The 25,516-nt window shown below is 47.7% G+C and carries 27 protein-coding genes; 4 read left to right on the top strand and 23 right to left on the bottom strand.

Annotation, left to right across the window (positions count from 1 at the left end; translation table 11 throughout):
- Positions 1–141 precede the first annotated feature (141 nt).
- Complete coding sequence (gene pepF, locus AB4Y93_RS05690) at positions 142–1,932, top strand: oligoendopeptidase F (RefSeq protein ID WP_441889851.1); 1,791 nt, start codon at positions 142–144, stop codon at positions 1,930–1,932.
- Between the two features lie 729 nt (positions 1,933–2,661).
- Here the strand turns inward: pepF and AB4Y93_RS05685 are convergent.
- From AB4Y93_RS05685 to AB4Y93_RS05650, 8 genes are all read right to left on the bottom strand, one after another.
- On the bottom strand, positions 2,662–3,417 hold the full coding sequence (locus tag AB4Y93_RS05685) for a class I SAM-dependent methyltransferase (RefSeq protein ID WP_441889849.1): 756 nt from the start codon (positions 3,415–3,417) through the stop codon (positions 2,662–2,664).
- Positions 3,418–3,516: 99 nt separating this feature from the next.
- Positions 3,517–4,374, bottom strand: coding sequence for a DUF92 domain-containing protein (locus AB4Y93_RS05680; RefSeq protein ID WP_441889847.1), 858 nt, complete (start codon positions 4,372–4,374; stop codon positions 3,517–3,519).
- A gap of 168 nt (positions 4,375–4,542) precedes the next feature.
- A complete protein-coding gene (locus AB4Y93_RS05675) occupies positions 4,543–5,286 on the bottom strand; it encodes a glycerophosphodiester phosphodiesterase (protein WP_441889845.1) in 744 nt (247 codons plus the stop codon).
- 27 nt (positions 5,287–5,313) lie between these two features.
- Complete coding sequence (locus AB4Y93_RS05670; RefSeq protein WP_441889843.1) at positions 5,314–6,654, bottom strand: CapA family protein; 1,341 nt, start codon at positions 6,652–6,654, stop codon at positions 5,314–5,316.
- A gap of 101 nt (positions 6,655–6,755) precedes the next feature.
- Entirely contained in the window at positions 6,756–8,204 is a 1,449-nt protein-coding gene (gene hemG, locus AB4Y93_RS05665) for a protoporphyrinogen oxidase (protein ID WP_441889841.1), read from the bottom strand.
- Positions 8,205–8,220: 16 nt separating this feature from the next.
- Positions 8,221–9,168: a ferrochelatase gene (gene hemH / locus AB4Y93_RS05660; protein WP_441889839.1), complete on the bottom strand. Its 948-nt coding sequence runs from the start codon at positions 9,166–9,168 to the stop codon at positions 8,221–8,223.
- The gene (gene hemE / locus AB4Y93_RS05655; protein WP_441889837.1) at positions 9,161–10,231 is read right to left on the bottom strand and encodes a uroporphyrinogen decarboxylase; all 1,071 of its coding nucleotides are present in this window, start codon (positions 10,229–10,231) and stop codon (positions 9,161–9,163) included. The genes hemH and hemE overlap by 8 nt, the downstream gene beginning before the upstream one ends.
- 914 nt (positions 10,232–11,145) lie before the next feature.
- The gene (locus AB4Y93_RS05650; protein WP_441889835.1) at positions 11,146–11,772 is read right to left on the bottom strand and encodes an O-methyltransferase; all 627 of its coding nucleotides are present in this window, start codon (positions 11,770–11,772) and stop codon (positions 11,146–11,148) included.
- A 125-nt stretch (positions 11,773–11,897) separates the two neighbouring features.
- Here AB4Y93_RS05650 and AB4Y93_RS05645 point away from each other — a divergent pair, with 125 nt between their 5' ends.
- Together AB4Y93_RS05645 and AB4Y93_RS05640 are read left to right on the top strand one after the other, a co-directional pair.
- Positions 11,898–13,034, top strand: coding sequence for a THUMP domain-containing class I SAM-dependent RNA methyltransferase (locus tag AB4Y93_RS05645; protein ID WP_441889833.1), 1,137 nt, complete (start codon positions 11,898–11,900; stop codon positions 13,032–13,034).
- Positions 13,035–13,055: 21 nt separating this feature from the next.
- On the top strand, positions 13,056–15,116 hold the full coding sequence (locus tag AB4Y93_RS05640) for an LTA synthase family protein (RefSeq protein WP_441889831.1): 2,061 nt from the start codon (positions 13,056–13,058) through the stop codon (positions 15,114–15,116).
- 65 nt (positions 15,117–15,181) lie between these two features.
- Here AB4Y93_RS05640 and AB4Y93_RS05635 read toward each other — a convergent pair whose 3' ends face one another.
- From AB4Y93_RS05635 to AB4Y93_RS05585, 11 genes are all read right to left on the bottom strand, one after another.
- Positions 15,182–16,594, bottom strand: a complete 1,413-nt coding sequence (locus AB4Y93_RS05635) for a PDZ domain-containing protein (RefSeq protein ID WP_441889829.1) — start codon at positions 16,592–16,594, stop codon at positions 15,182–15,184.
- 91 nt (positions 16,595–16,685) lie between these two features.
- On the bottom strand, positions 16,686–16,988 hold the full coding sequence (locus AB4Y93_RS05630) for an iron-sulfur cluster assembly accessory protein (protein WP_167280007.1): 303 nt from the start codon (positions 16,986–16,988) through the stop codon (positions 16,686–16,688).
- A gap of 43 nt (positions 16,989–17,031) precedes the next feature.
- Positions 17,032–17,265, bottom strand: coding sequence for a hypothetical protein (locus AB4Y93_RS05625; RefSeq protein WP_441889827.1), 234 nt, complete (start codon positions 17,263–17,265; stop codon positions 17,032–17,034).
- 71 nt (positions 17,266–17,336) lie between these two features.
- Positions 17,337–18,233, bottom strand: a complete 897-nt coding sequence (locus AB4Y93_RS05620) for a M14 family metallopeptidase (protein WP_441889825.1) — start codon at positions 18,231–18,233, stop codon at positions 17,337–17,339.
- A gap of 161 nt (positions 18,234–18,394) precedes the next feature.
- Positions 18,395–19,204 carry a glutamate racemase gene (gene racE, locus AB4Y93_RS05615; RefSeq protein WP_441889823.1) on the bottom strand — a complete coding sequence of 270 codons (810 nt, stop codon included), beginning with the start codon at positions 19,202–19,204 and terminating at the stop codon, positions 18,395–18,397.
- A 176-nt stretch (positions 19,205–19,380) separates the two neighbouring features.
- Positions 19,381–19,770 (bottom strand): YtxH domain-containing protein, encoded by a 390-nt coding sequence (locus AB4Y93_RS05610; protein WP_441889821.1) that lies wholly within the window; start codon positions 19,768–19,770, stop codon positions 19,381–19,383.
- Positions 19,771–19,797: 27 nt separating this feature from the next.
- On the bottom strand, positions 19,798–20,259 hold the full coding sequence (locus tag AB4Y93_RS05605; protein ID WP_441889819.1) for a DUF948 domain-containing protein: 462 nt from the start codon (positions 20,257–20,259) through the stop codon (positions 19,798–19,800).
- A 120-nt stretch (positions 20,260–20,379) separates the two neighbouring features.
- A complete protein-coding gene (locus AB4Y93_RS05600) occupies positions 20,380–21,045 on the bottom strand; it encodes a helix-turn-helix transcriptional regulator (protein ID WP_441889817.1) in 666 nt (221 codons plus the stop codon).
- Between the two features lie 76 nt (positions 21,046–21,121).
- Complete coding sequence (locus tag AB4Y93_RS05595; RefSeq protein WP_441889815.1) at positions 21,122–21,541, bottom strand: DUF86 domain-containing protein; 420 nt, start codon at positions 21,539–21,541, stop codon at positions 21,122–21,124.
- A gap of 3 nt (positions 21,542–21,544) precedes the next feature.
- Positions 21,545–21,667: a hypothetical protein gene (locus tag AB4Y93_RS05590; RefSeq protein WP_279590370.1), complete on the bottom strand. Its 123-nt coding sequence runs from the start codon at positions 21,665–21,667 to the stop codon at positions 21,545–21,547.
- Positions 21,668–21,692: 25 nt separating this feature from the next.
- Positions 21,693–21,983, bottom strand: a complete 291-nt coding sequence (locus AB4Y93_RS05585; RefSeq protein ID WP_441889813.1) for a Dabb family protein — start codon at positions 21,981–21,983, stop codon at positions 21,693–21,695.
- Between the two features lie 109 nt (positions 21,984–22,092).
- On the opposite strand from AB4Y93_RS05585, the gene AB4Y93_RS05580 reads away from it, so the two are divergent.
- Positions 22,093–22,350 (top strand): hypothetical protein, encoded by a 258-nt coding sequence (locus tag AB4Y93_RS05580; protein WP_441889811.1) that lies wholly within the window; start codon positions 22,093–22,095, stop codon positions 22,348–22,350.
- Between the two features lie 62 nt (positions 22,351–22,412).
- Here the strand turns inward: AB4Y93_RS05580 and AB4Y93_RS05575 are convergent, their stop codons facing one another.
- The 4 genes from AB4Y93_RS05575 to AB4Y93_RS05560 all read right to left on the bottom strand — a co-directional run bounded on the left by AB4Y93_RS05575 (position 22,413) and on the right by AB4Y93_RS05560 (position 25,498).
- Entirely contained in the window at positions 22,413–22,802 is a 390-nt protein-coding gene (locus AB4Y93_RS05575) for a cytochrome C oxidase subunit II (RefSeq protein WP_441889809.1), read from the bottom strand.
- Positions 22,803–22,945: 143 nt separating this feature from the next.
- The gene (locus AB4Y93_RS05570) at positions 22,946–23,332 is read right to left on the bottom strand and encodes a hypothetical protein (RefSeq protein WP_441889807.1); all 387 of its coding nucleotides are present in this window, start codon (positions 23,330–23,332) and stop codon (positions 22,946–22,948) included.
- 75 nt (positions 23,333–23,407) lie between these two features.
- Positions 23,408–23,803, bottom strand: coding sequence for a phage holin family protein (locus AB4Y93_RS05565; RefSeq protein ID WP_441889805.1), 396 nt, complete (start codon positions 23,801–23,803; stop codon positions 23,408–23,410).
- 93 nt (positions 23,804–23,896) lie between these two features.
- A complete protein-coding gene (locus AB4Y93_RS05560) occupies positions 23,897–25,498 on the bottom strand; it encodes an extracellular solute-binding protein (protein WP_441889803.1) in 1,602 nt (533 codons plus the stop codon).
- Positions 25,499–25,516: the final 18 nt, after the last annotated feature.

Here is a 25,516-nt window from a genome sequence, read left to right as displayed (position 1 = left end):
AGAGGTGATCTTTTGCGAATGAAATGGCTGCCTGTTTTATTAGTGTTATGCCTTGCTCCCGGTTCGGCTTCTGCCGATACCGGCAAGCAAGATTCATCACATAACCAATCATCATCCATTACCGTATCGAGGAGGAGTTCGATGAATCACGTACCTAAGCGTTCCGAAACTGAAGTAGAAAGCCGCTGGAAGCTGGAAGACCTCTTTGCCGATCAAGCTGCCTGGGATAAAGAATATGCCGAGGCGAAAGCATTGATTAAGAAAGTCGGTGCTTTTGAAGGAAAGCTTTCAGACCCTGCTCAGCTCAAGGCTTGTTTCGAGCTCGAAGATGAACTCTCTTTGCATGTGGAACGTCTTTATGTTTATGCCAATATGAAGCATCACGAAGATACGGCTGAGCCTACTTTCCAATCGTTGTCTGACAAATCGAAAAAAATTAGTGTAGAAACAGGCGAAGCCCTTTCTTACGTTACTCCAGAAGTATTATCTCTGTCCGACTCTGAATTAGATGCTTTGATCGAGAATAAAGATCTTGCAGTATTCAAACATACTTTGGAGGAAATGCGCCGCCAGAAAGCACATGTGTTGTCCAAATCCGAAGAAGCGCTTATGGCGCAGGTCGGTAATGTGAGCTCGGCTCCTGGCTCGATCTATAGCATTTTAAACAATGCAGATCTTAAATTCCCTAAAGTGAAAAACGAAGCCGGCGAAGAAGTCGAGCTTACACAAGGCCGCTACATCCAATTCCTGGAGAGCAAAAACCGCGAAGTCCGTGCGAATGCCTTCCATACGATGTACGATACATACGGCAAATTGAAAAATACGATTGCTACAACGCTGAATGCAAACGTTACAAAAAACATTTTCTACGCACGGGCTCGTAAATACCCTTCCGCTCTTGGCATGTCGCTGTATGGCGATAACATTCCGGAAAGCGTCTATACGAATCTGATCGATACGATTCATAAGCACTTGCCGCTTATGTACCGTTACATGAATCTGCGCAAAAAACTGCTTGGTGTTGACGAACTTCATATGTATGACCTGTTCGCACCGCTTGTTGACGAATTCGATATGGAAATCTCGTATGATGAAGCGAAAAAGACTGTGAAAGAAAGCTTGAAGCCGCTTGGTGAGGATTACCTGACTGTGCTGCAGGATGGCTTTGATAATGGCTGGATCGACGTTTACGAGAATGAAGGCAAACGTAACGGAGCTTATAGCTGGGGTGCCTTCGGCACGCATCCTTATGTGCTGTTGAATCATAAAGACAACCTGAACAGCATGTTCACGTTGACGCATGAAATGGGTCACGCGCTGCATTCCTATTACTCGGATACGAATCAGAACTACCGCGACGCGCAATATACCATCTTCCTGGCGGAAGTAGCCTCGACGCTTAACGAAGCGTTGCTGATGGATTACCTGCTTGGCAAGTCCACAGATACGAAGGAAAAAATGTACCTGTTGACATACTATGCAGACCAATTCCGCACAACGGTATTCCGTCAAACGATGTTTGCCGAGTTCGAGAAAATCATTCATGAGAAAACCGAGCAAGGCGAATCGCTTACTCCGCAGGATTTGAGCAAAATCTACTATGACCTGAACGTGCTTTATTACGGCAAAGACATGGTCGTAGACAAAGATATTGAGATGGAGTGGGCTCGTATCCCGCATTTCTACAACAGCTTCTATGTGTACAAATATGCAACGGGCTTCTCTGCAGCAACAAGCTTCTCGAAGCAAATTCTTGAGGAAGGTGCACCTGCTGTAGACCGTTACCTCGGTTTCCTGAAAAGCGGTGGCAGCGACTTCTCGATCAACATCCTGCAAAAGGCCGGCGTCGATATGTCTACGCCAGAGCCAATTGAGCAAGCGATGAGCGTGTTTGAGAGCTTGATTGCTCAAATGGAGGAGTTGACGAAGTAAACTCGTCCATTTGAAAAAGTTTCTGATGGGATGGTTCCGAGGACGGGAAAGTATTTCCTTTCGGCTGCTGTTGGAATCGGGAATGATTGAATTATACCTAGCGGTACATTCTCGATTCCAAAGGCAGACGCTCCGCTCCTACAGGAGTTACTTTCCCTCTCTCTCCACACCTCCATCATTTTTCAAAAAATACGCCCCTCAACTTCGTGTGGAGAGACAGAATTAAGCCAGACTCGATTTATTTCGAGTCTGGCTTTTTGATTGGAGATTTTTTACACTTACCCGCTCTGCTCACCTCTAATCAATTATCCATCTGACTAGACGGAATAATAATCGAGGGGCATAAACCAACAGCTCGAAGAAAACTTCGAAAATAAATGAAGCTGTATCGGATTTTTCATGGGATTTGTGTTTCATAACATCATCCTCCCTAGAATAGTGCTTATGCGGATGGAGTTTGTTGAGTCGCACTGGATATCTATACGATGTGCGGCATCGTTAAGAACGATCATTTAATGGTTTTTGTAAGATATACGATATGGCGTATCGTTAAAATGCTGGTTTATTGGTCTTTTTTGGAGTTTTAAGGATTATTGAGGCAGCTTTACGATGTGTGGGATCTTTAAAACTGTAGATTTCGAGGTTCAGCTGGGCTTGACGATATGGTATATCGTAAACGAAAAATCCCCCTTGAGGATGCTGGCATCCTTAAGGGGGATTTTTATAAAACTAAACTTCGCCGTAGTAAATCTCGGTCTCGTAATCGAAAGAAACCAGGCCATTTTCTTGGGTAGCGTAGAATAGTTGGCGGAGCTCCTCCATTAATGGCTCGAAGTTTGGATGTCCTGGCAATGGCACATAGGAGGATGATAGCATACGTCCGCTTAATTGTTCGAAGTTGAGTGGCTGGATCAAAGGGAAGGTTGCTTTATGTAGTCCTCCATCCTTAAAAAATGGAGTTAATATATCCTGGGAAATATTTTTGTGTCCTACTTTCTCGTAATCGATGCCGTAAGTTCGGAGCAGCCGGTCATAACCCTCAAGGAAAGGTGAACCGGTTGTTAAACGTGAGTTCCATATAAGAACCGCTTTGCCGCCTGGCTTCAATATACGTCTGAATTCGGCTTGCGCCGCCGTACGGTCAAACCAATGGAAGGACTGCGCGCAAACGATAAAATCAACCGAATTAGCTGATAGACCAGTCTCCTCGGCAGAACCTGTAGCTGCATGGAAGCTTGGATACACGCTGAGTTGATCGACAGCAGCCTGCCTCATGTCGGCATTTGGCTCAACGGCTATGACCTGACTCCCCCGTTCGAGCAACAGCTTAGTGAATTTACCCGTCCCTGCTCCTAGATCGGCAATGACCGATTCCTCACGGAAGCCTATTGTCTCGTAAAGGTAGTCGATAACCTCTTTCGAATAACTTGGACGATATTTGACATATTGATCTACCCGATCTGAGAAACGCTCCTTGCTGTTCATATATCCATCTCCTTATCCATCAAAATTTTGACTCAAAAAAATACCCCTTCCAGGTTCTAGCCCTGTTGTTTGCAGGCTAATTCTTGGAGGGGTATTGGTCTAAAACAAGGTGCTGATGGCCCAGCCAAGCAGGCCAGCGAAGAGCGACGACAGGAGGTTCACCCTGTCGTTGTTCAGCGCGGCTAAGCCGCGCACACGCTCCGCTGCCGCCCCGCAATGGGCAGCGCGCTCGGTCTCGCTGCCGCATACCCGGCAGCGGTACATGGCCTGGCCGGTGGCGCCGAGCAGCGAGTCGGCGAAGCAGCCGGCCAGGCCAGCGGCAGCTGCGGCGATGACTACCGCCGCCGCACCGCCAGGGGCGCTGCCCGCAGCGGCATCAGCCTGCTGCGGGAGCGCCAGCAGCGCTGCACTGGCGCCGCCGATGAAGGCGGCGCCAGCCAGCGCTGCAAGCGTGCCGAGCGGCGTAATCGCGCCGCTCGTGCCCGGAGCTACCCGCTTGCCGCTCGTAATCGATCGCGGCGCGGTACGGCTTAGGGCCCCGATCTCGGTGGCCCATGTATCTGCATTTACGGCGGCCATTACGCCGATATAAGCAAAGAGCCATGCTGCATCGGGCTGTATTGCATTCCCGATGCAAAGCAGGAGACCAATGCCGCCATTAGCCCATACTTGACCGGCATCACGCCTGCCAGTCTTCTCGTAATTGGCCTCTGCGGCAGCCTTTGCTCTATGGCGTTTCTTCCATTTCGACCACACTGTCGAAGAGATAAAGAAGGCTATGAGGCAGCCAAACCATACCGGCTCACCAAATGTTACGAAACCGGTCCCCATAATCATAGCAGACAGAGCCCCTGAGCCTGATAACGAGCGTGTCCGATAAGCCGCGGCAGCAATAAGACCACTTCCAACAAGTCCAGCAAGCAGTCTAAGCCACCATTCATCTATCCATCCAACCATGTTCTACGCTCCTCAGCACTCTTGAACGGTAATAACTTCTATCTCATGACACTAGTTTCATCCCTGCAAGACCCTTATCCGCTTACAGCTCTGCAATTTCCACGCCTTATAACATCCATCAACCCTATGTAAGCCTCTCTTCATTCTAAAAGCAAAGCTCTCCGCTTACTACCGAACCCCAATCTGAACCATAGCCTTCTGCCAGCGATCCGGATAATTGGTACAGATCATTAGGTCGGGATCAATCGAAATGAGCTTGCGGATTGTACGCTCATCGTTTGGTGTCCAAGCCATTACTTGAATCCCCGATTGCTTCAACAGTTCCATACGAGATGAATTCAGTCTGCCGTGTTCAATAGACAGGAATTCTGTTCCCAACTGCTTCAGCTCCAGAGGCAGCGTATTCCTCCAGCCATCCAGGATGAGACCCGTCCGAATGCTTCCGCCGGTCAGCTTATTGGCATTAAACAGTGTTCCAGCATGAAATGACGTTAATACCACACAGTCTTCAAGACCATAGTCTTGAACAAGCTTAATGACATGATCCTCAAGTTTCGGATATCGAATGCCATCCGTCTTCAGCTCAATATTAAGCTTGATGCGTCCGGATGCCAGCTCAAGCACTTGGCTGAGGAGCGGAACGCCTTCGTCCTTAAACATAGGCGAGAACCAGCTTCCTGCATCCAGCGCAGACAGCTCCGCTGCTGTAAAACTTTTCACTTCGCCTCTACCATTTGTTGTCCGTCTCAGCTTGTAATCATGAATGACGACTGGGATATTGTCCTTTGACAGCTGCACATCGAGTTCAACCCACTCTACATCCGGCTCATCAATAGCCATTTGAATAGCAGCGAGTGTATTCTCTGGTGCACGTCCGGACCATCCCCGATGCGCGACACATGAGTTTCTCATAAGGTGCTGACCATCCTTTCGCCTTCGTTATTTCGGTACAACCGTACCATCCGCTCGCAGCTTCACTCCAAAGGAGATCGTACTTAAACGGTCAAACAGCGCTTTTGCCGACTCTGCTTCAAGTGGCTTAGGCTGTGCAAGATTATTTGTCATTCCATCTAATTTCAAGTCGCAATCGCCGGCTTTTGTACACACGGCATTAAGTACACCAGTATCTGCTTGTTTTCCTTTTGGATAAGCGCTAAAAATAAAATTGCCTAAGCTGTATGCAATCCACTTGCCTTTGTACTTTTCAAAACCTTGTAGAACATGGGGATGGCTGCCGATCACAAGATCTGCGCCCGAATCAATATATTGCCGTGCAAAATCCCGCTGATACTCCTCCGGTAAATCTGCCTTCTCGATCCCCCAATGAACCATCACAACGACTATGTCAGCTTTTTCTTTCGCTTTCTTAATTGCTGCCTTCGCCCTTGTTGTATCATAGGATTCGGCTACGCCTGCGCGATCCTTCTCTGCTTTCCATGAGCCTATTGGAACGACACGGCTTACTCCGATGTAGGCAACCTTAATGCCCTGTGCCTCTTTAATAACCGGCGCAAAAGCTTCCGTATCGTTATTGCCTGCTCCGACATGATTAATCCCTGCACTATCGAGATGATCCATCGTATCAAGCAATCCCTCAACACCTTGGTCCAGCGTATGGTTATTAGCCAGCGTGACAACATCAAAGCCTGCGTCTTTTAGTGCGGGCAGCGCTCCTGCATCACCTTTAAATACAAATTGCTTGTTCTCTGCTGGAACTCCTCGGTCAGTAACCGGGTATTCCAGATTAGCAGCAGTCAGATCAGGTTCACTCAGATGGAATAACGCTTCCCGGTACGGGTAATCGTCTCCATTCTGCTTCATCATGTCGCCAACACTTTCCGCCAGCAAAATATCCCCTACAAACGCCAGACTGACGGTATCGCCTGCTGCGCTGCCGCTCGAAGTACTGCCTCCGTTAGGAGTAGCCGCTTGATCAGACTGACTGCCTTGGCTGTCATCCTGGCTCTTGGTACCTTCATTAGCTGTTCCATCGGCGCTGCTGTCATCTGGCGCAGAGGAGGACTCCACAGGATCCGTGCTAACTACAGGATCTTCTTCCGCTGCAGGCTGGGTAGCATCTGGATCATCAACAGCTGCCGTATTCTGCGTTGGCTGCTTGTTATCCTTATTGAAGATGCCACCGTCCTGCATGGAGGCCCAAACCGCAGCCGCTACGATAATAAGGCCAATGATCATCAAATTCACGGTTAATAGAAGGCGGAATTTCTTCTTGCGTCTTCGTTTTTCATGCTGATGTGCTTCCGTACGGGATGCGTACATGGATCGGCTCCTTTTCATGCTTACGAAGCAAGAATTGCTTCGCAATTCTTTTTAAGTAGTCGCTTCCATTATAGCAAGGTTAATGGCATATTGCGAAAGTTTCATAGAGTTGCTAGAATCGCAGAGGCCGTTTCCTTCCCCGATTTAATACAATCCGGCAGACCAACTCCGCCGAAAGCCGCACCTGTTACAAAGACGCCAGGCAGCTGCTCGGACAGCCGTTCTCTGAACGTGACCGTATTTTCCAGATGCCCTACAGGATATTGCGGCATCGAGCGCGGCAGACGTGTAATTTCCGTAAAAATCGGCACCGGATTAATACCAAGCACCTTTTGAATATCTTCAAGGACAGCCTGCTTTAATTCCTCGTCCGGAAGTTTCGCAGACTCCTCTTCGCCTGATCGGCCAACATAACATCTGAGCAGCACTTTATCGTCCGGGCTCGTGTGAAGCCATTTGTTCGACGTCCATGTGCAGGCTGTAATTCGAAGCCCTTCCGCGCGTGGTACGAGGAACCCTGATCCATCAAAAGTAGCGTTAAAGGTCGATTTTTCAAAAGCCATTACGACATTTGCAACCGATACATAGTTAATGGCTCGAAGCTCAGATACATCTACTAATGGCTCAAGCATGTCCGCTGTACGAAAAGCCGGTACAGTTACGAGAATATGGTCGGCTGGTATAACCTCTCCTGATGCCAAGACAACTTCGTATCGTGCGGAAGCATCCTCATCATCCAGCGGCTTGATCTCAACAACCTCTTCGCCCATCCGGCGTTCAACGCTTTGCAAAGCCTGGTCAAGGGCTTCTACCATTGTCGATAACCCTTCTTTGAAGCTTAAGAAGACACTGCTCTTAATCTCTTCCGGCAAATAATCAGGAGACTGCTGAGGTGCTTTGTTCTGCTGCTGCACCTGAGTGCCGCGAATCAGACTTCCGTATTTCCGTTCTGCTTCTGCAAATTGTGGGAATGTCGCTTGAATACTGAGCTTACTCAGATCACCTGCATATATACCTGCGAGCAGCGGCTCCGAAATATGCTTCACAATCTCTGGCCCAATCCGGCGTGACAAGAAATCGCCTAGCGACTCATCACCTTCGGGCGCTTCACTTGGCATCTCAAGATCTTGTAATGACCGCTCTTTGCCTTCATCCGATAATAAAGTCGTCTGCATAAACGTATCCAGATTCGTTGGAATCCCAAGAACCATGCCCTTTGGCATCGGATGCAGCTTTCCATCACGCATAATATAAGAGGTTTTTCCGTTTACGTTTTGCGCGGTCAGTTCATTCTCGATGCCTAGTTCTCTTGCCAATTCAATGATAGGCAGCTTGCGCGACAAAAATGAATCCGGCCCCCGCTCAATGACGAAACCGTCACGCTGCAGCGTATTTATTTTTCCACCAAGGACGGGTGCTCCATCTACGATCGTTATCTGCACCTTTTTCCCTTGCCGCTCCGCTTCCCGCTGCAAATAAAAAGCGGAGCTCAGTCCGCTGATCCCCCCGCCGATTACGACAATTCGATCAATCATTCCGATTCTCCGCATGTTCTTCATCCTTTCACTATTCCAAAGAACCGGCATTCATCACCGATTCCGCTAACGTTTCCATATAGAGTGGGTCTTTATTCAACATCGTAATACGTTCCAAGGTAATCCCGATCTCTCTCGCCGCCTGCTTTGCTTCAAGATCCAGGTCATACAGCACTTCGAGATGATCAGATACAAATCCAACAGGTGCAACAAGAACTGCCTTAACGCCTTCCTCGGCAAGTGTCTTCAGCGTATCCAAAATGTCTGGACCAAGCCAAGGCTCTCTTGTACGGCCAGCGCTTTGCCAAGTAAACTGCCAAGTCGACTCATCCACATTGGACAGCTTCGCTACCGCTGCCGATGTTTCCAACAGCTGCTGTTCGTACGGATCGCCCATTTCGCGGATTTTCTCCGGAAGGCTATGTGCGCTGAACAATACTTTAACAGGTTTAGCATCACCAGAAGATTGCGCAAGACGTCTCAAGCCGTCTGTTACGCGTTCACTAAGTGCTTGAAGCAGCTTTGGATGGAGATGATATTCTTTAACGAACGACATCTTAATGCCAAGCTCATCTGCTTTTTCCTGCGCACGTTTGATATACGAGCCTACGCTCATTACCGAATAATGAGGCGCAAGTACAATACCTACTGCTTCTTTAATACCGTCTCGGGCCATTTGCTCCACACCGTCTTCGATATAAGGAACCGCATGCTTGAGGCCCTGATAGCAAACATATTGACCAGGTGCAAGCTGCTCCAGCTTATCCTGCAAGCCTGCCACTTGCCCGTTCGTATTCTCGCGCAGCGGGAACACGCCGCCAACAATCGCTTCATAGCGGTCTGTCAGCTCTTTCAACTGCTCCGGTGTTGGCGCATGGCCGCGGCGGATATGAGTATAGTAGGTTTCAACATCATCAAGGCTTTGTGGTGTGCCATATGACATGACAAGGACACCAATCTTTTTATGGATATCAGACATGGCTCGTTTCTTTCCCCTCTCGCGCTGCAATAGCTTTCTCCGAATAGGAGTGAATGAATGCCGTTAATTCTGTTAATTTCTCTATTGATGCTTCCGGGAACAAGCCATGACCCAGGTTAAATATGAATCCAGACTGTTCAATACCTTGATCAATAATTTCAGCCGCGTACGATTCAATCACACTCATTGGTGCTGTCAAGATGACCGGATCCAAGTTGCCTTGTACTGCATACTTACCGCCAAGACGGCGACGGCCTTCCGGAATGGATACACGCCAATCAAGTCCAATTACATTTGCCTGCAGATTGTGAAGTTCAGGAAGCAATTCTCCTGAGCTTACGCCAGGGAAATAAATTTTCGGCTGCGGCAAATCCGACAGCTCTGCGAAAATTCTCTCAATCGTCGGCAAAACAAATTGGCGGAAGTCAGCAGGAGTTAGCGCTCCTACCCAGCTGTCAAACAGCTGGAATGCCTTACCTCCGTTAGCCATATGGGCACGCAAATAAGCGATAACCATATCACCAAGCTTGTCCATAAGACTGAACCATACTTTTGGTTCGCTGTACATCAATGCTTTGGTACGCAGGTAGTTTTTCGAAGGCTTGCCTTCAATCAGGTAGCTGGCAATCGTAAACGGCGCTCCAGCGAACGTAATAAGTGGAACTTCAAGCTCTTTGTCCAAGATCCGGATCGTCTCCAGCACATGACCAAGATCACCCTCTACATCAATTGGCTTTAATCGCTCAACATCAGCTGCTGTCCGAATCGGATTCGCAATGACAGGTCCAATATTAGCAACAATATCAAAATCGATACCAATTGAAGCAACTGGATTCATAATATCAGAATATAAAATAGCCGCATCTACGCCTAGCTTTCGTACTGGCATCATCGTTACTTCTGCCGCAAGCTCAGGCTGCTTGCAAATTTCAAGGAGTGAATATTTCTCTTTAATTTTGCGATATTCAGGATCATAACGTCCTGCTTGACGCATATACCATACGGGTACACGGTCTACAAGTTCCTTCCGGCATGCCCGAATGAAACGGTCGTTATAGCTCATTATGCCGTTCCTCTTTTCTGTATTTTTTCACTAATTTCCATTATGCCCGTTTTCGTTACCCCTAACAACCGTTCTCCCTTTGCTTCCTATGACAATAGTATGACAATCGAACTTTTCCTGCATGAAGACCCGATGAAACTTCCTAATACAAATAAAAGACCGCAGCATTATAACAAAAAGTCCCAGCGAACGGTTCTTCGTATTATCCATTGTTGTCTTTCCTTCCCGTCACGCCTTGTTTTTCCGAAGTGTCAGAGGCCTTCCATTGAAGCTCGCAACTGGCATATCACAATCCATTATTATCAGCAAAAGACTGCAGCTGTACTGCTCCTGTAAAAGACATCGCATGCAGACTTCTTAGATAAGTCGATAGTGCCGTTAGATCTGAACTTTTACCACATTCTGCTTTTGGTCATTGATGCATTGTACAACCGCTTGAGGATCTGCATTTGACTGCACTTAAGTATTTTGAGCAGACACTCCTTTTGTTTTTCTTACCTTCTCAGGGAGTAAGTTAATGCCTGGGCTTGTTATCCCGAATAGCTTGGCCGAAAGGAAAAATATAAAATATATTCGTCAAGTTTCTTACGGACGCGCTTAACAGACTAACACGCTTATTGCTGTCGACCAATGTTCATCACATCCCACTACATCAGATTTGAAAGATAGAAATCTATTAGTTTGCTGCCTACAATACTGCCAAATAGACAGGCCATTATAAATGAAGGAATAAGGCTAGGTAGACCTACCACAAGCGCTCCCCACAGATGGAGCCATACCGAATCGATTGGGAAGAAGCAACGCGAACCAATAAATACAGGTGCAAACGCGAGCAAAATTTTAAAACTAAATCACATAAAACAGAAAAAAGGGCAGACGATGCTCAGCATCGTCTGCCCTTCCCTAACTTCTATTTACTTCACAATCGCAATAGCAAGACCATCATATCCAGGAAGCACTGTGCTCATCAGGCGCTTATCGCTTGCAATCTGCTCGTTAAAGCTGCGAACCGCTTTAACCGATGGTCCTTCCTTTGCAGGGTCAGTCGTGCGGCCTCGCAGCAGGATATTATCGCCAATAATAATCGCTCCTGAATTGGAGAGTACGATCGCATGCTCCAGATAGACCGGGTACCCTTCTTTGTCAGCATCAATAAAGAAGAAGTCAAATTTTCTTCCCTCTTCTCTCAGAGTCACTAGGCTCTCACGTGCATCGCCAACTATATATTCAACGGAGTCACCAAAACCCGCTTCTGTCATATGCGTCTTCGCAACCTCCGCATACTCAGCCTTCAATTCTAATGAAGTAAGAAGACCGCCGCTTGCCAGCCCTCGTGCGATACAAATCCCGCTGTAGCCGCCAAGCGCACCGATTTCCAGCGCGGTCTTTGCCCCTGACATTGTTGCCAGCATTGTAAGCAATCTGCCGTACCCGTCTGCTATTGAGATATCGGGCATACCGCGGTCGGCAATTCCTTTTTTTGTATGGACCAGCTGCTCATCCTCGCCATACAGTCCGTCTACATATTGCTCATCTGTCAATTTTCTCGCAACCTCTCTATTTTTACAATTTGTAAAAGCTACCCTGTTTGTCCTATACTTGATTGTATGATTTTGACCGTGTGGATACAACTCAAGTTTTCACAGGTAAGGGGAGAATACAAATAATGACGACAATTAATCTGATCGCAACCGCGCCGATGGGGCTGGAGGCGGTTGTTGCTCGCGAGCTGAAAAATCTCGGCTATACAGACCTCCAGGTGGAGAACGGACGCGTCCGTTTCACCGGACAGCCGATTGATATTTGCCGCACGAACCTGTGGCTTCGTTCTGCAGGACGCATCCTTGTAAATATGGGCGAGTTCCCAGCCACTACTTTTGAAGAACTCTTCCAAGGAACAAAAGCGCTTGATTGGCCGGAATGGATTCCGGAGGATGGCGAGTTCCCTGTCAACGGACGCTCCCAGAAGTCCCAACTAACAAGTGTTCCTGCCTGCCAAAGTGTCGTGAAAAAAGCCGTAGTTGAAAAAATGAAGGAACGCTATGGTACTGAGTGGTTCCATGAAGACGGCGGCGTCTATGTCATTGAAGTGACGCTGATGAATGATATGGCTATGGTCACGCTGGATACGACCGGTATTGGCCTGCATCAGCGTGGATACCGTAAAGTATCAACAGAAGCGCCAATCCGTGAGACAATGGCTGCCGCGCTCGTTGATCTCAGCCGCTGGACTCCTGAGCGACCATTGTATGATCCGTTCGTCGGCTCAGGCACTATTCTAATTGAAGCTGCAATGATGGCATGGAACATTGCACCTGGGCTGCGCCGCTCATTCAACGCGGAAGGCTGGCCGCTTGTTCCTCATGAGCTGTGGGACAAAGCACGCGAGGAAGCCTTTGACCTTGTAAAGGACGATATCCCGCTCCAAATTGCTGGTTCCGATATTGATCCACACGCGATTGAAATCGCTGAAGCTGCCGTGAAGAAAGCAGGCTTCGCCAAAGATATTAAACTAAAAGTACAGCCTGTTGCTAAGATGAAGCCAGAAGGCGACTATGGCGTAATCATTACAAACCCGCCATACGGCGAACGGCTTGGCGATGACAAGGATGCGGAAATGGCGATGATGCAATTCGGCCGATCTGCTCTGTATCTGCCAACATGGTCATTCTTCTCCATTACCCCTTCGAAGAGTATGGAGCATTATTTTGGCAAGCCAGCGGATAAAAAACGGAAGTTGTTCAACGGACGTATCGAATGTACCTACTATCAGTTCTTTGGTCCATTGCCTCCACGGAAATAACGGAAAGGATTTATACTATATATGTTAAGCTATACCGAACATACCGCCGCACGCCGTCTTGTACGTTCAACGCTGGAATGGTTGAACCGCTTGAAGGGCGTCGACGTTTTACTCTTTTTTGTTGTTATGTTGTTGAAGCAGCTCTGGTTCAACCGATTAGTCCATGTCCCGAATATGGATATGGATGGCTTCGACACTGTCGTAGCGATAGGTACGCTAGCTCTCGTCACGTTCTGGACGTTCTGGCTGCCTGCACGCGGCCGAATCATTGCCTTAATTGTGCTGGATATCTTGCTATCGTTCATCATGTATGCCGATTTGATCTACTACCGGTATTTCCAGGATTTCATCTCGGTCCCTGTGCTTCTTCAGGCGAATCAGGTGGATTCGCTTGGTGAAAGCATCGGTACTCTGATCCATGCGAAAGATTTTCTGCTTGCCATTGATTGGCTGCTTATTATTCCGTTTGCAGTCTATGTGATTTTCAAAGGCCGGTCTGATCTTCGCCGGGATACGCATGAATTTGGATACTCCTCCAAGCGCCCTACGATCTGGCGAAAAATCGTTATTCGAGTAACGGTAAGCGCAGCGATCTTCGCAATCGGAATGACGATGTCCATCGGCAACGTTAATGAAGCCAAAAAGACTTGGGCACTAGGCCTCTTCGATGGGAACTGGTGGAATGTATCGCTCTATAACGTAACTGGGATTGTCGGCTTCCACGGCTATGATGTTTACCGGTACGCGAAGCTGCATTGGATCGATTCCGAGCAGGCTTCGGCTGAGGAAACGGCGGAAGCACTTGTCTGGACACAAGCTCGCGGTGACAACCGCCAATCGCTTGAATCCGACCCGACGTTTGGGGAATACAAAGGTAGCAATGTGATTATGGTGCAAATGGAAGCTTTCCAAAACTTCATGATCGGCAAATCGATTGGGGGTCAGGAAATCACACCAAATCTAAATAAGCTGGTGAAGGAAAGTGCTTATTTCAGCCAGTTTTATCATCAGACGGCTCAAGGCCGAACCTCGGATGCGGACTTCCTAAGCAACTGCTCTCTGCAGCCGATGATGAGTGGTTCCGTATTTATTCAATACGCGAACCATCAGTACAACTGTATGCCGGACACGCTTAAAAATAACGGCTACACGACTGCTGCATTCCATGCGTATGAAGGTGGCTTCTGGAACCGGAATACGATGTACGCCAATATAGGCTACGATACGTTCTATAGTAAAAAGAACTACCAGATCGACGAGCCTGTTGGCTGGTCGCTTGGAGACACCTCGTTCTTCCGGCAATCTTCCGATATTATCGCTCAGCAGCAGCAGCCGTTCTACTCGTTCCTCATTACCCTGTCGAGCCATTATCCGTTCACGATGCCGGATTCGGAGAAAAAGCTTAATGTTGGCGACCTGGACGGTACACTTATGGGTGATTATTTGCAGGCTATCCATTACGTCGACGCTTCGCTAGGAATCTTTATTGACCGGTTGAAGGCAGAAGGACTATGGGACAATACGATTGTCGCCATGTACGGCGATCACGATAATTCCATCCGGGACTGGAGCTTGTTCGAGAAATTCCTTGGGCAGCCGCTTAGCGACCTGCAGCGGGAAATGATCTTGAAGCAAGTACCGTTTATCGTCCATCTGCCAGACGGCAAATATGCCGGCACGCATACGAATGTAGGCGGCCAGCTGGATGTTACGCCAACGATTCTGCACTTGCTTGGCATCTCTACGGCTGACATGACCTTACTTGGTCAGCCGCTTATTACGAGCCAGCCTCAGAGCAAGCTGGTCGTGCAGCGTAACGGCGCCTTCACCGACGGCACCGTCTACTACATGCCTTCCGGCGATGCGGTCGCCGAGAACGGCAAGTGCTGGAACATCGCAGCGAATGCGCTGGGCGATGTAGGAAAATGCCTCGGTGCGGTCGAAGACGCACGCTCCGAGCTGTCAATGTCTGATCAAATCGTGCAGCATGATTTGATTGCATCCTTCCGCGCAGCCGCTGTAGAAGCAAGCGCGGACGGCGGCGAAGCAATCGCCGCCAATACCAACGGCGCGGGCAAGTAGCGCCGCGACATAACAAAGGGGTTGTCCCAAATTGGTCTATATGACCTGTGGGACAACCCCTTTTCCTATTTCCGCGGATGCGCCTTCAGCCAGGCAAGCACCTCATCGATCGTCGTTACCGGCACGATGTTCAGCTTAGGTGCGCCAGATCGTGCTTCAGCAAGTCCCTCCGCCGGCACGAAAAACACATCGGCATCTGTGCGGCTAACCGCATATGCCTTCTGTGGAATGCCGCCAACCATACCARTAGAGCCATCCGGCTCGATTGTACCGGTGCCAGCCACCCGTACGCCGTTCGTCACCCCGCCTGGGGTCAATTGATCGATCAGTGCCAATGTAAGCATAGCACCATGGGATGGGCCGCCTATATGTGCGATATAGTGTCTGTACTCAATCTCGCGGGGAATATCCGCATGCCAATTGTTTTCAACCCCAATACCAAAGACCGCACGTTTTGGAAGGTCCTCAACCGCCTCTGCTTCACGGGTTGGCGATTCAACCGTTAATGTATCTGTTCCCCGGCGTAAAGTTACTTTCACTTCATCACCAGGAGTGACATGATGAATCATATAAGTCGTCATCTCATCAATACTGTTAACTTGCTGCCCATTAAGCGCCACAATGATATCTCCAGCCTTAATAAATGACTTCGCTGGAGCATCTTCTGCAACACCAAGCACTCTGGCTCCAGTCAGCTCGATTCCCTTCCCAAGGCCGGCCTTCCCCATCCCAATGGCACCTGCTACATCGTTTGCCCCTTGCTTCATCTGAACGACTTCTGTATAAGACTCCGTTAACGGTTGCTCATCCTTACTACGTCGTTCGAAGGTGTACATGGGCAGCAGCTTGCTATATAACCAATCGGCCGGCACTGCAATTCGTTCAAACACCAGAACGCCGCTAATGCTGCCCTCAGGCTTCCCGCCATCCACATGGGCATAACGATTCATCGCCATCGTAAGACCTGGATACGTGACATTATACGAGGTTGGAAAGGCAAATAATAAGAAAAGAAGTACTGTTCCAATCAGCGAGGCCAAGCTTCGCCATGGCCATCTGAGCCTAGTGCCCTTATTGGCAACCCTTCTGTATATGGCATCACTCCAGATTAGGTCAACGAACACAATGAGCAGTCCAATTCCGAGTACCACAAGCTCGATAATCAAATCATCCGGTTTCACCAGCACAAATACAAAGCCAATGATACTTACTGCAACAAGGATACACCGAACGGTTAACAACATCCATTTTCTGCTCCCGCTGCGTGAGTTCCACAGCCTACGAACACCAAGCGCTGCGCCAATCCCCCACAATAGCGGAATAATCGCCAAACCATACAGAAGCTCGTCGATCATATCGATCCACAGTCCGCCAGAAGATAATCGAAGTGGTGCGGGAAGCCAGATCAGCTCCGCAGCAAGAATATACAAGATCACACAGGCAATCCCTGCAAAATAATAACGAGTATGGCGAGACATCGGGTACACCAACTTCCTAAGGAATAATATTCAAAAAAAGACTCAGCATCTCTGTTGAGTCTTTCCATTCCAATCGTATCTATTCCTGCAATTAGTGTTCGCCGTTGTTGCCTTTGGAAGGGTTTGTTACAGCAAAGCCTTCTTCTGGTGTGTAGAAGTAGTCGATGCGAACGCCATCAAGGAAATCATTATCCTTCTCCAGAATCACATCAATCTCTTTGTCAGTCGATACAACGATGTCCTTCTCATTAGGATCGTCAATCGCCAATCCATAATGGGCATGATCACCATGGGAATGTGTTACGTATACACGAAGCTTTTTGCCTTCATGTTCAGGCTTGTCCAGCTCTAATTTTAATACTTTAGCGGCACTTCGCGTGATTTTGATATTCATGATTTACACTCCTTTTTAATGTACGGCCGATGGGTAACATTACCTACAGTCTATTATACTTCTTCTCCATTCTGCGGGCAAACCAATCTGCGAGCAGCATCGTCACCGCAATATCATCAATCGGGAGAAAAGGAAGTGCGTCGGGCAGCACCCAATACAAGATAACCGGCACAAGAAAAAGCAGTTTGTCGATTATGGCGACATCTCTTGCGATTAACAGCTTATATATTCGGACAAAAGTATTTCTCCAATACCGAAGTGATAACCATTTGCGCATGAGGCACACCACCTTCATTACTTTTGCCGACAATTATAGCATAGGTGTGCCCCAGAAGCATCTTTCTCTGTTTAACGGTGAAGCACCAGAAACTCCTTCAACAAAGGTCCAACCTTCGCATAAATATCCTCGAACTTCTCGACAGGCAGCGGATTCACACCAAATCCCGCTTCAACGGTAAAGCCTGGCCGCCGGAAACGCTGAATGAACCAATCCTTATAGCCTGCATCGCTGCCTGACAGCTTAACCGGCTTATAGCCGCTCGCCTTGCCAAGCCTATCCGCGAGCACCTCTGCCTGTTCGGGTTCATATTCACGGTAGTTCCAATAAATCTCCTCACCTTGAGTATGTAAAGCAAGAACAGAGTCGAATGGAATGGTCTGAGTTAGCCGGGCAAGCGCCTGTGCTTCAGGCTCGCTTAAAGGGAAAGGACCGGGAAAATCTCGAGGGCCGGGGCCTTCCATTCCTCTACGCAGCCGCTCCTCTTCCCAATGGGCTGGGAATTGATCATTTAGATCAACCCCTCGTATATTCGCTTTCCATTGATCGAACTGCTCGGAGCCATTATTCCATTGTATCAGCTGCTGCCGATAAGGATGCTCAGGTTTGATCCCTTCGAGCGCTAGCTGGACACCATCCGGATTAACCATCGGGACGATCCATACTTCTGTCTCGCGATATAACTGACATGCCTGTTCCCCGAACAGCTGACCATCCTGACTGCAGGCTTGCGCCCATTCTTCAACAAACCGCATGAGTAAGGGAGTTGTAATCCATTCATTCGCATGGAAAGATGCGTTCATATGAATACGCCTTGAACCTTCACCACATTTCAAGGCCACAATTGGTCTGCCAAGCACACTATGTCCTATGACATAGCCACGAAGGAACGGAAAAGCCTGCATCAGTCTGTCACATTCCCCAACCAATTTTGAATAACCATATTGCCCGCTCGAAATGTCGATCATCCCCGCTTCCCCCTTAAGTTACCGGTCATATGCTGCAATCTTTATCATGCTATTCATGGGTCCGGCAGCTCATTCCAACAAGAGCCTCACAAGGCATGTAAAATAATAAAAGCTGCCCCTCGCCATAATCAGGCGAATCAGGACAGCTTTTATACAAAGACTCAACCGATCTGCGGCACCTGCCACACGACTGGCGTCATCTCAATTTGTTCCCCAAGCCATTGCTGGGTTATTGACTTGAATATGAGAGGATCCCCACTACAGGAGAACTGGTGAACAGGCAGCTCATAGCCGCGGGCAAGCTTCCCTTTATCATGTAAGATGGCACTTACCTCACGGGCAGTTTCATCCGCGGAACTAATCAGATTAATGCTAGGGCCAATGACTTCCTGGATCACATCTGCAAGGAACGGGTAATGTGTACAGCCTAATATAAGGCTATCCATGGGATATTGGCGGAGATGACCTATTGAAAGTCGGATCGTTTCATACGTTTCGAAGGACCGGAATTTCCCTCTCTCAACGAGCGGAACGAATAATGGGCAAGCTTCGCTGATCACATGCACATTCGGCGAGATTTCCCGCAACGCGTTCTCATAAGCACCACTTTTAATCGTACCTTCCGTACCTATAACACCAATACAACCGGTAAGAGTCCGGCCAATGGCTGCTCGGGCCCCAGGTTTAATCACACCCACAACCGGAATATTAACTCTTGCACGGATGTCTTCCAAAGCAAAAGCGGTAGCCGTATTACAAGCTATAACAATCATTTTTGGACGAAATTGAGTGAGATAATCTACAATTTCACGCGTAAATTTAGTCACTTCCTCCGGATCCCGAGGACCGTAAGGAGCTCTGGCGGTATCGCCAAAATAAACGATTCTTTCACGCGGCAGCTGGCGCATGACCTCTCTAGCGACGGTTAAGCCGCCTACGCCTGAGTCTAGTATCGCAATCGGTTGCTGCACAAACACACCGCTTTCTTAAACATTTGTTGTAAAAGATGACCTTAAAGCTTCAATACTATATGAGATTTGGCACAAAAACGTACCTACATCTTATATCAATATTGGACAAGGTTCAAGGAAATCGAAAGGGGTGAATGAATTATGCAGCAACAGGCGTCGATACATTGGTGAACTTGTTAATTAATGGTTTGCAGTTGTTTTTCTTCCACAACTTCCGTTGCATTTTCGAAAGCTTCTGCGACTTCATCTTTCACTTCTTCCAAAGCGTCCGCTGCTTCAATCCGGCGTTGCTTCACACTTGTTACTGCCGCTTCTGCTGCTGCTTTGGCTGTATCAGCAAGTTCAGTTGCTTGGCTGCCAATATGTTTGGCCAATCGTACAGTCGTCTCCGACACTTGACCTGCTGCTCTAACCGTTTGCTCCTGTACTTTTCTTGCACCTTCCGAAATATCCTGACGCAGTTCTTTGCCCGCTTTAGGCGCAAACAATAATGCAGTTACAGATCCAATAATACCTCCCGCCAATGCTCCAAAAAGAAATCCTTTTGTTTGTTTTCCAGTTGCCATGTTAATTGCTCCCTTCAATATGATGAACTATTCGTCCTGCCCGTTGCCCGGCTGGTCATAACGTTTACGGTTAGTCTGCCATTGCTGCCAGAAGCTCATACCAAGCTCCATCCATTCCAGCATGGTGCTCGCTTGACGCTCTGCCGCGGCACTTTCAGCATGCTTCACCGCTGATTGCGAAAGGACGCCCGATACACGATTGATCGCCTTTGTTGTATGCCCAATCGTATCACCGATTTGACCAACTGCTTCGAACAGCCGGTCTGCCTGCTTCAGCTGATTATGAACGGTCTGGACCGTTTGCCCGGCCGTATCCGCAAATGCTCCCATCTTGCTTGATACTTGCCGTATATCTGCCTGCGTCTCTTTCATTGATAGCTGCAGCTTTGCCAACCTGCCCAATGCCGAATACACGCCAAGCAGTAAACCAACAGCAAGACCTACAAAAGAAATCGCAGCGATAAGCGCACTCCATTCCATAACCGTCATGACCATTCCCTCCTTTTGGCCCGAGCGGGCGAATGCCCATTTCGTATTGCCATTATAAGCAGCATGGGCTTGTCTTGACACAAGAGGGCACAACAAAATAAAAAAGCTAATGGTCAACAATCAACCATTAGCTTTGTTTTCTATTCCGATCGTATAGCTGCATCTTCCCCCGCCCTTGGCAAGGCATTCCGTCCGCTCTACCTTCGTTTGAAGCAAGGATTCAAATAAAGACAGCTCGCAGCTGCACGCTTGCTCATATTTGCCTGCCACCTGTGCAATCGGGCAGTTATATTCATGTAGAATGTATTGGCCGTTCGCCTTATCTTCTGCTTTTGCCATATAGCCGCCGGCATTCTGGATCAATTCCAGCTCTGCTACTTTCTGCTCCAGGCTTTTGCCGGTCATCCTTGGCTCATACCGATCAAGCAGCTTCTTCTGACGACCTTCAAACATGCGGGTAATTAGTCCTGCCGTCTCCGGATCTTCCGCCAGCTCTTCCAGTAAATCAAGCGCAAGCAAATTATAGTTTTTCGGAAAACGATCATCCGCTTGCATCGTCAACTCGTAAGTATGAATAGGCCGGCCCATGGCCTGTTTAACCGAAATGACACTGATGCTTCCTTCACGCTCCAGTGCATACATATGCCTTCTAACAGCCATCTCGGTCAGACCAAGCTCGCTGGACAGCTGTCCTGCGCTCAATCTGCCATTTGTCTTCAGCAATAACAATATTCGGCCCCGTGTGGTACCTTCAACGCTGCGGGATTCCGTTTCTAAATTAAGCATCAACCCATAACCACCTTCGCAGGCTTTGTTAGGGTCATTGTAACGTATTTCATTCTTTTCGTAAATTGGATTAAACCTACAGTTCGCGTTCCAAATACTGTTCGACAGAATGACCAAACTCACGAAGTTGATCAGGCAGCTCGCAAGTCATCGCATGAAGTTCCGTTCTTGGCCAGCTGTAATAGTCTTGTACAAGCGGCTTACGAAGCTTAACAAGCTCTATTAGCAGCGGCTGCATTGCTGCTGGGAAAGCGCCTGCTTCACCGGTAATCTCGACAATATCCTCATAGCTGCTTGCGTCCCTCAATATAAACCCGTCAATTAAATAACTGCCTACATCTGTAATTGTTTCAATTGCAAGATGCAAAGCCCGTTCTTGAGCCAGTCCTTCAAGTAATGTGCCCTGCCAATTGGACGCCAGTGATTGCAGCGCTGATGCAATGTCAGGAATGGCTTGTAGTCTTACTTCAATTTGCTCTCGATTTACATAATACATGCTTTATTCGCCCGCTTTCAGCCTTGCTTTCTTCTTTTTCCCTTTTCTCTTTAACCATGCCACCATAACAACACTGCTGATGAGAATCACGATTAAATAGGTCATAATCTCAAATACGTCTCCCATGAACTTGTCCGCGCTCCCCTTGCCGCTATTCGCTTACGAAGTCAACCGCGACAGAAGCTTCGCGCACTTCGTTCATATGCTCGATGACTACTTTATGTACCGGATGAACTTGATACGCTTCCAGCGCTTCTAGTGACTCGAATTTGGTAATTAGAGCGATATCGTAAGAGCGAGCCGAATGAATAACATCAAGTCCAACCTCAATTGATTTCAGTTCATCGATCTTGCCTTCCATATTTCTTAATACTTGGGCCGAACGTTCGACGCTTTCTTTACTGTTATCTTTCAGCTTAAACAATACAATATGTGTAATCATTAATGGTCATGCTCCCTTCAACTTGTCGAATGACAAATATCCTTTTGTCACATAATAACCCAAGCAGTCGCATTACGGCAACATTAGCCTGAGAAAGGATCGGTACGTTATGCGCTATCCCGTTACATTTGTCGCCACTCTCATAGGACTTGCACTATGTGTCTATAATTCAACCGGCTACGACCCGCATAATTTCGTATTCTTCATGTTCAGTATACCAGCTTGGGTCGTAGACTTGTTCGTTGATATCCATGATGTTAACGTCCTGCTGATGTATATTCTGACGGTTGCATCCTGGGCGCTGCTTGGATTCATTGCAGACAAACTGATCGAACGTGGCAGAAGCCGCGACCGCCGAGAAGCTTAACAAATCGAAAGAGGAGCCGCGAGGCTCCTCTTTCTGTTACATCGTTTCTGTTACATCGTTCATTATGCCGCTTCTACAATAAGCTTTGATTTCATGTCAACGTGGCCTACACCGCAAGGTACGGAGCAATGCATGACATATTCACCTGGCTTGTCAAATTCGAGGTTTGTCTCGAGATTGTCGCCTTCCAAATCAACGTTCAGTTCTTCGATTTTCAAACCGTGAATACCACTTTTATTTTGCAGCTTAAGAATAACTTTGTCGCCAACTTTAACTTTGTATTCCGCTTCGCCATAAGTAAAGTCGCTGTTCGCCTCAACCTTAACTAGTACAGTACCTTCAGGAAGTGAAGCTGATTCGTCTACCGGCTTAGCTGGGAGGCCGAATGTCAGCAAGTATACCCCCAGAAGAGAGGCCGCTGATAATAGTACGAACATGATCCATTTGTGCATTGCTACGTGCTCCCCTTTGCGATCTAAATGTCTTAGTGTTTAGTTCTTATATTACATAAGATCGTCCGAAGTTCTCAACCTTAAACTGCAGAATTAGGAAAAGTTTTTTCCCGAATATGACAAATCAATGAACTTTTTGTGTCTTATGCATTGAAGTATTGCTTTATCATTTGCTCAGATTCTACCTTCAAATAACTCCAAGGCAGGTAACAATGATGTCTGCTCCCGCGGCACATATAGAATGTGTCGAGGCCATCCTTCTGCCTCCGCTCCTCAACAGGCTTAATACCAGCTTCTCTAAACTTGATCCGAAGCGCAGCCTGATCAAGCAATACCCGGTCCTGTACACCTCGAAGCAATGATTCATACAGTCTTGGAAGCTTAATGGAGCCTGTCCCCATCACCCTTATATCATGATCCAATATGAGCATCACAATTCCAAGCAGGATATGACGCTGTACAAGCGCCATATCTTCATCTGTTGGAGTATTGCTCACTCGTTCCTGCAAGTCTGTATGCCGGATAGCCAAAAATAACCGCCCCCTATAAATCGAACACTTGTTCTCATTATAGCGAACACAGCTTGGACGATGCAACCCTAAAACTTACTTTCCTTTATCCTTCAGCACTTCAATGATTTTGCGGAGCCGGTCTGGGAGCGGCAGGCCGATTCGACCATAGTTCTCTATTATGGAAATCAATTCATTCGCAATATAGAAATAAATAGCTGCCCCCATCGTAACATTATCCAATTCAAGCAAAATATCAATCCGATGTGCTAGAAGAATGACGAGAAGCATCATTCCCTTGCGCGCTAGACCCCAAGCACCGAAGAAGCTGTTTAGACCTCTTCCTTCTTTAATCGATGCAGTAATACCAGATACATAATCAATGCCCATTGCAACTACTAACAATGTGAGAGATTCCATCCAACCACCGAATGCAAAAGTAATCATAGAGCCGACTATGCCGCTAACCGAGCATACCATGACTAACTGCAATTCTCGCCACCCCTTTCTGCCATTTAATCTATCTATCTTATGCAGATAAGGGACAAGTGGTATGTTCATTTGTTTGCTATTCTATGAAAAGGGCTAATGTGCATTATAACGGTCTAGAGCAGCCTTCTGGATCGCAATAGCACGATCGATGTTTAATGCTTTTAGCTGGGTGACATAGTCATCGAAGGAATCCAGCGGATCAATACCAATAATGATTCGAAGCGACATCTCGTCTACAAGCGTTGTCACATCCTGCATAATCGCTGAGAACTCTGCACTTTCCCGCTCCGTCTTCTGAACTGGAGGCAGCATATATTTGTCCGCGTCTGTATTCGCCCAGATGTCCACGGCGTCCTTCTGCTCCTGCAGCATATAATATTGCTCCATATAAGCAACATCTTGTACAAACGGGCCAAAATAGCTGGCTCTGCTGTACATGGCGATCGCTTGAGAAGGGGCAAGCTTATTCGGATTGTGCAAAATAAGATCTGTGTAAGTCGGTTTGCCATCCTCCATTTTATAGCTGACGCCTTCGATGCCGAAGTTGAAGAGCAAATGCCCTTCCTCACCATATCCATAATCCAGCATTTTTACAGCTTCCACGGCGTTGCTGCTCTTCGCGGAGATTGCAACTCCTCCACTGCTCATGTAAGGATTCACTCTCTGCCCAAACATCGGCCGATCCCCTTCATGAAGCACCGGATATGGCGCAGCAACGAACTCCGCCTTCGGGTCTTTCTCCTTAATTAAAGGCAGCCAGGTTCCGATACCGGAGCCTGCATTCCAGATACTTGCCCCACTTCTTCCAGTCAACATGCTGGAGTCGATCGTTCGTGTATCCACCGTTGCAATATTCCGGTCAATCAAACCTTCCTTATACCATTGACGGAACAAGGATAGAAACTGCTTATAGCTTGGTTGCATGGGACCAAATTGGACTTGACCATCTTTCAAATAGAAGCCTTTCTTGATACCAAAAGCTCCAACAAAGGCACCGTTCTCAATACCAAACAACGGGCTAGGTGTACTAAGGAAGGTTAATGGCGCCTTGACCCCTTTACTCTCCTTAAAGGCTTTCAGCACGTTGTGCCAGTCATCTATTGTAACCGGAACAGACAAGCCAAGCTCATCCAGCCAATCCTTACGGATAATCGGACCCTGATAAGTTCTAAGCCTAGCATCCCCTTGTATAAAGGGGAAAACATAATAGCTGCCGTCTGCGGTCTTAATCTGCTTATCGATATCCGGATGCTCCTGTAAATACCGTTTCAGATTGGGAGCATAATGGTCGATTAAATCATTCAGCTTCAGAATATATCCATCATTAATCGCCTTCTCCGGACCGCCGGGGAAAGATGCCCATTCATATTCGATCATATCCGGTAATTCTCCTGAAGCCAGCATGATGTTTAGTGCCTGCTTAGCTTGGTTCGCAGGAGGCTGAATAAATTTCAGATTAACGCCTGTTCGCTTCTGCCATTCCTGGAAGAAAGGCACATCCTGAAAGCTTGGCTTAACGCTGGCAGCATTTCCGTTTAATTCAGCCCAGTAGGTAAGCGTATGTCCTTCTTTTGTTTGAGTGGAATTCCCTGCTTCGGGCTGTTGTCCTTCGTTATTCGATTGCTTGCAGCCGGTCAGACTAGTTATCGTGAAGACTGCGATCAGGAGGATCGTCATTATGTGGTGTTTCATCATCTTATTAGCCTCCTACCC

The organism is Paenibacillus sp. YAF4_2 (assembly GCF_052113225.1).
In the GTDB taxonomy this organism is placed as follows: Bacteria; Bacillota; Bacilli; order Paenibacillales; family Paenibacillaceae; genus Pristimantibacillus.
Note: the sequence above shows the minus strand (reverse complement) of the source record. Positions and strands in the feature narration are given on the sequence as shown.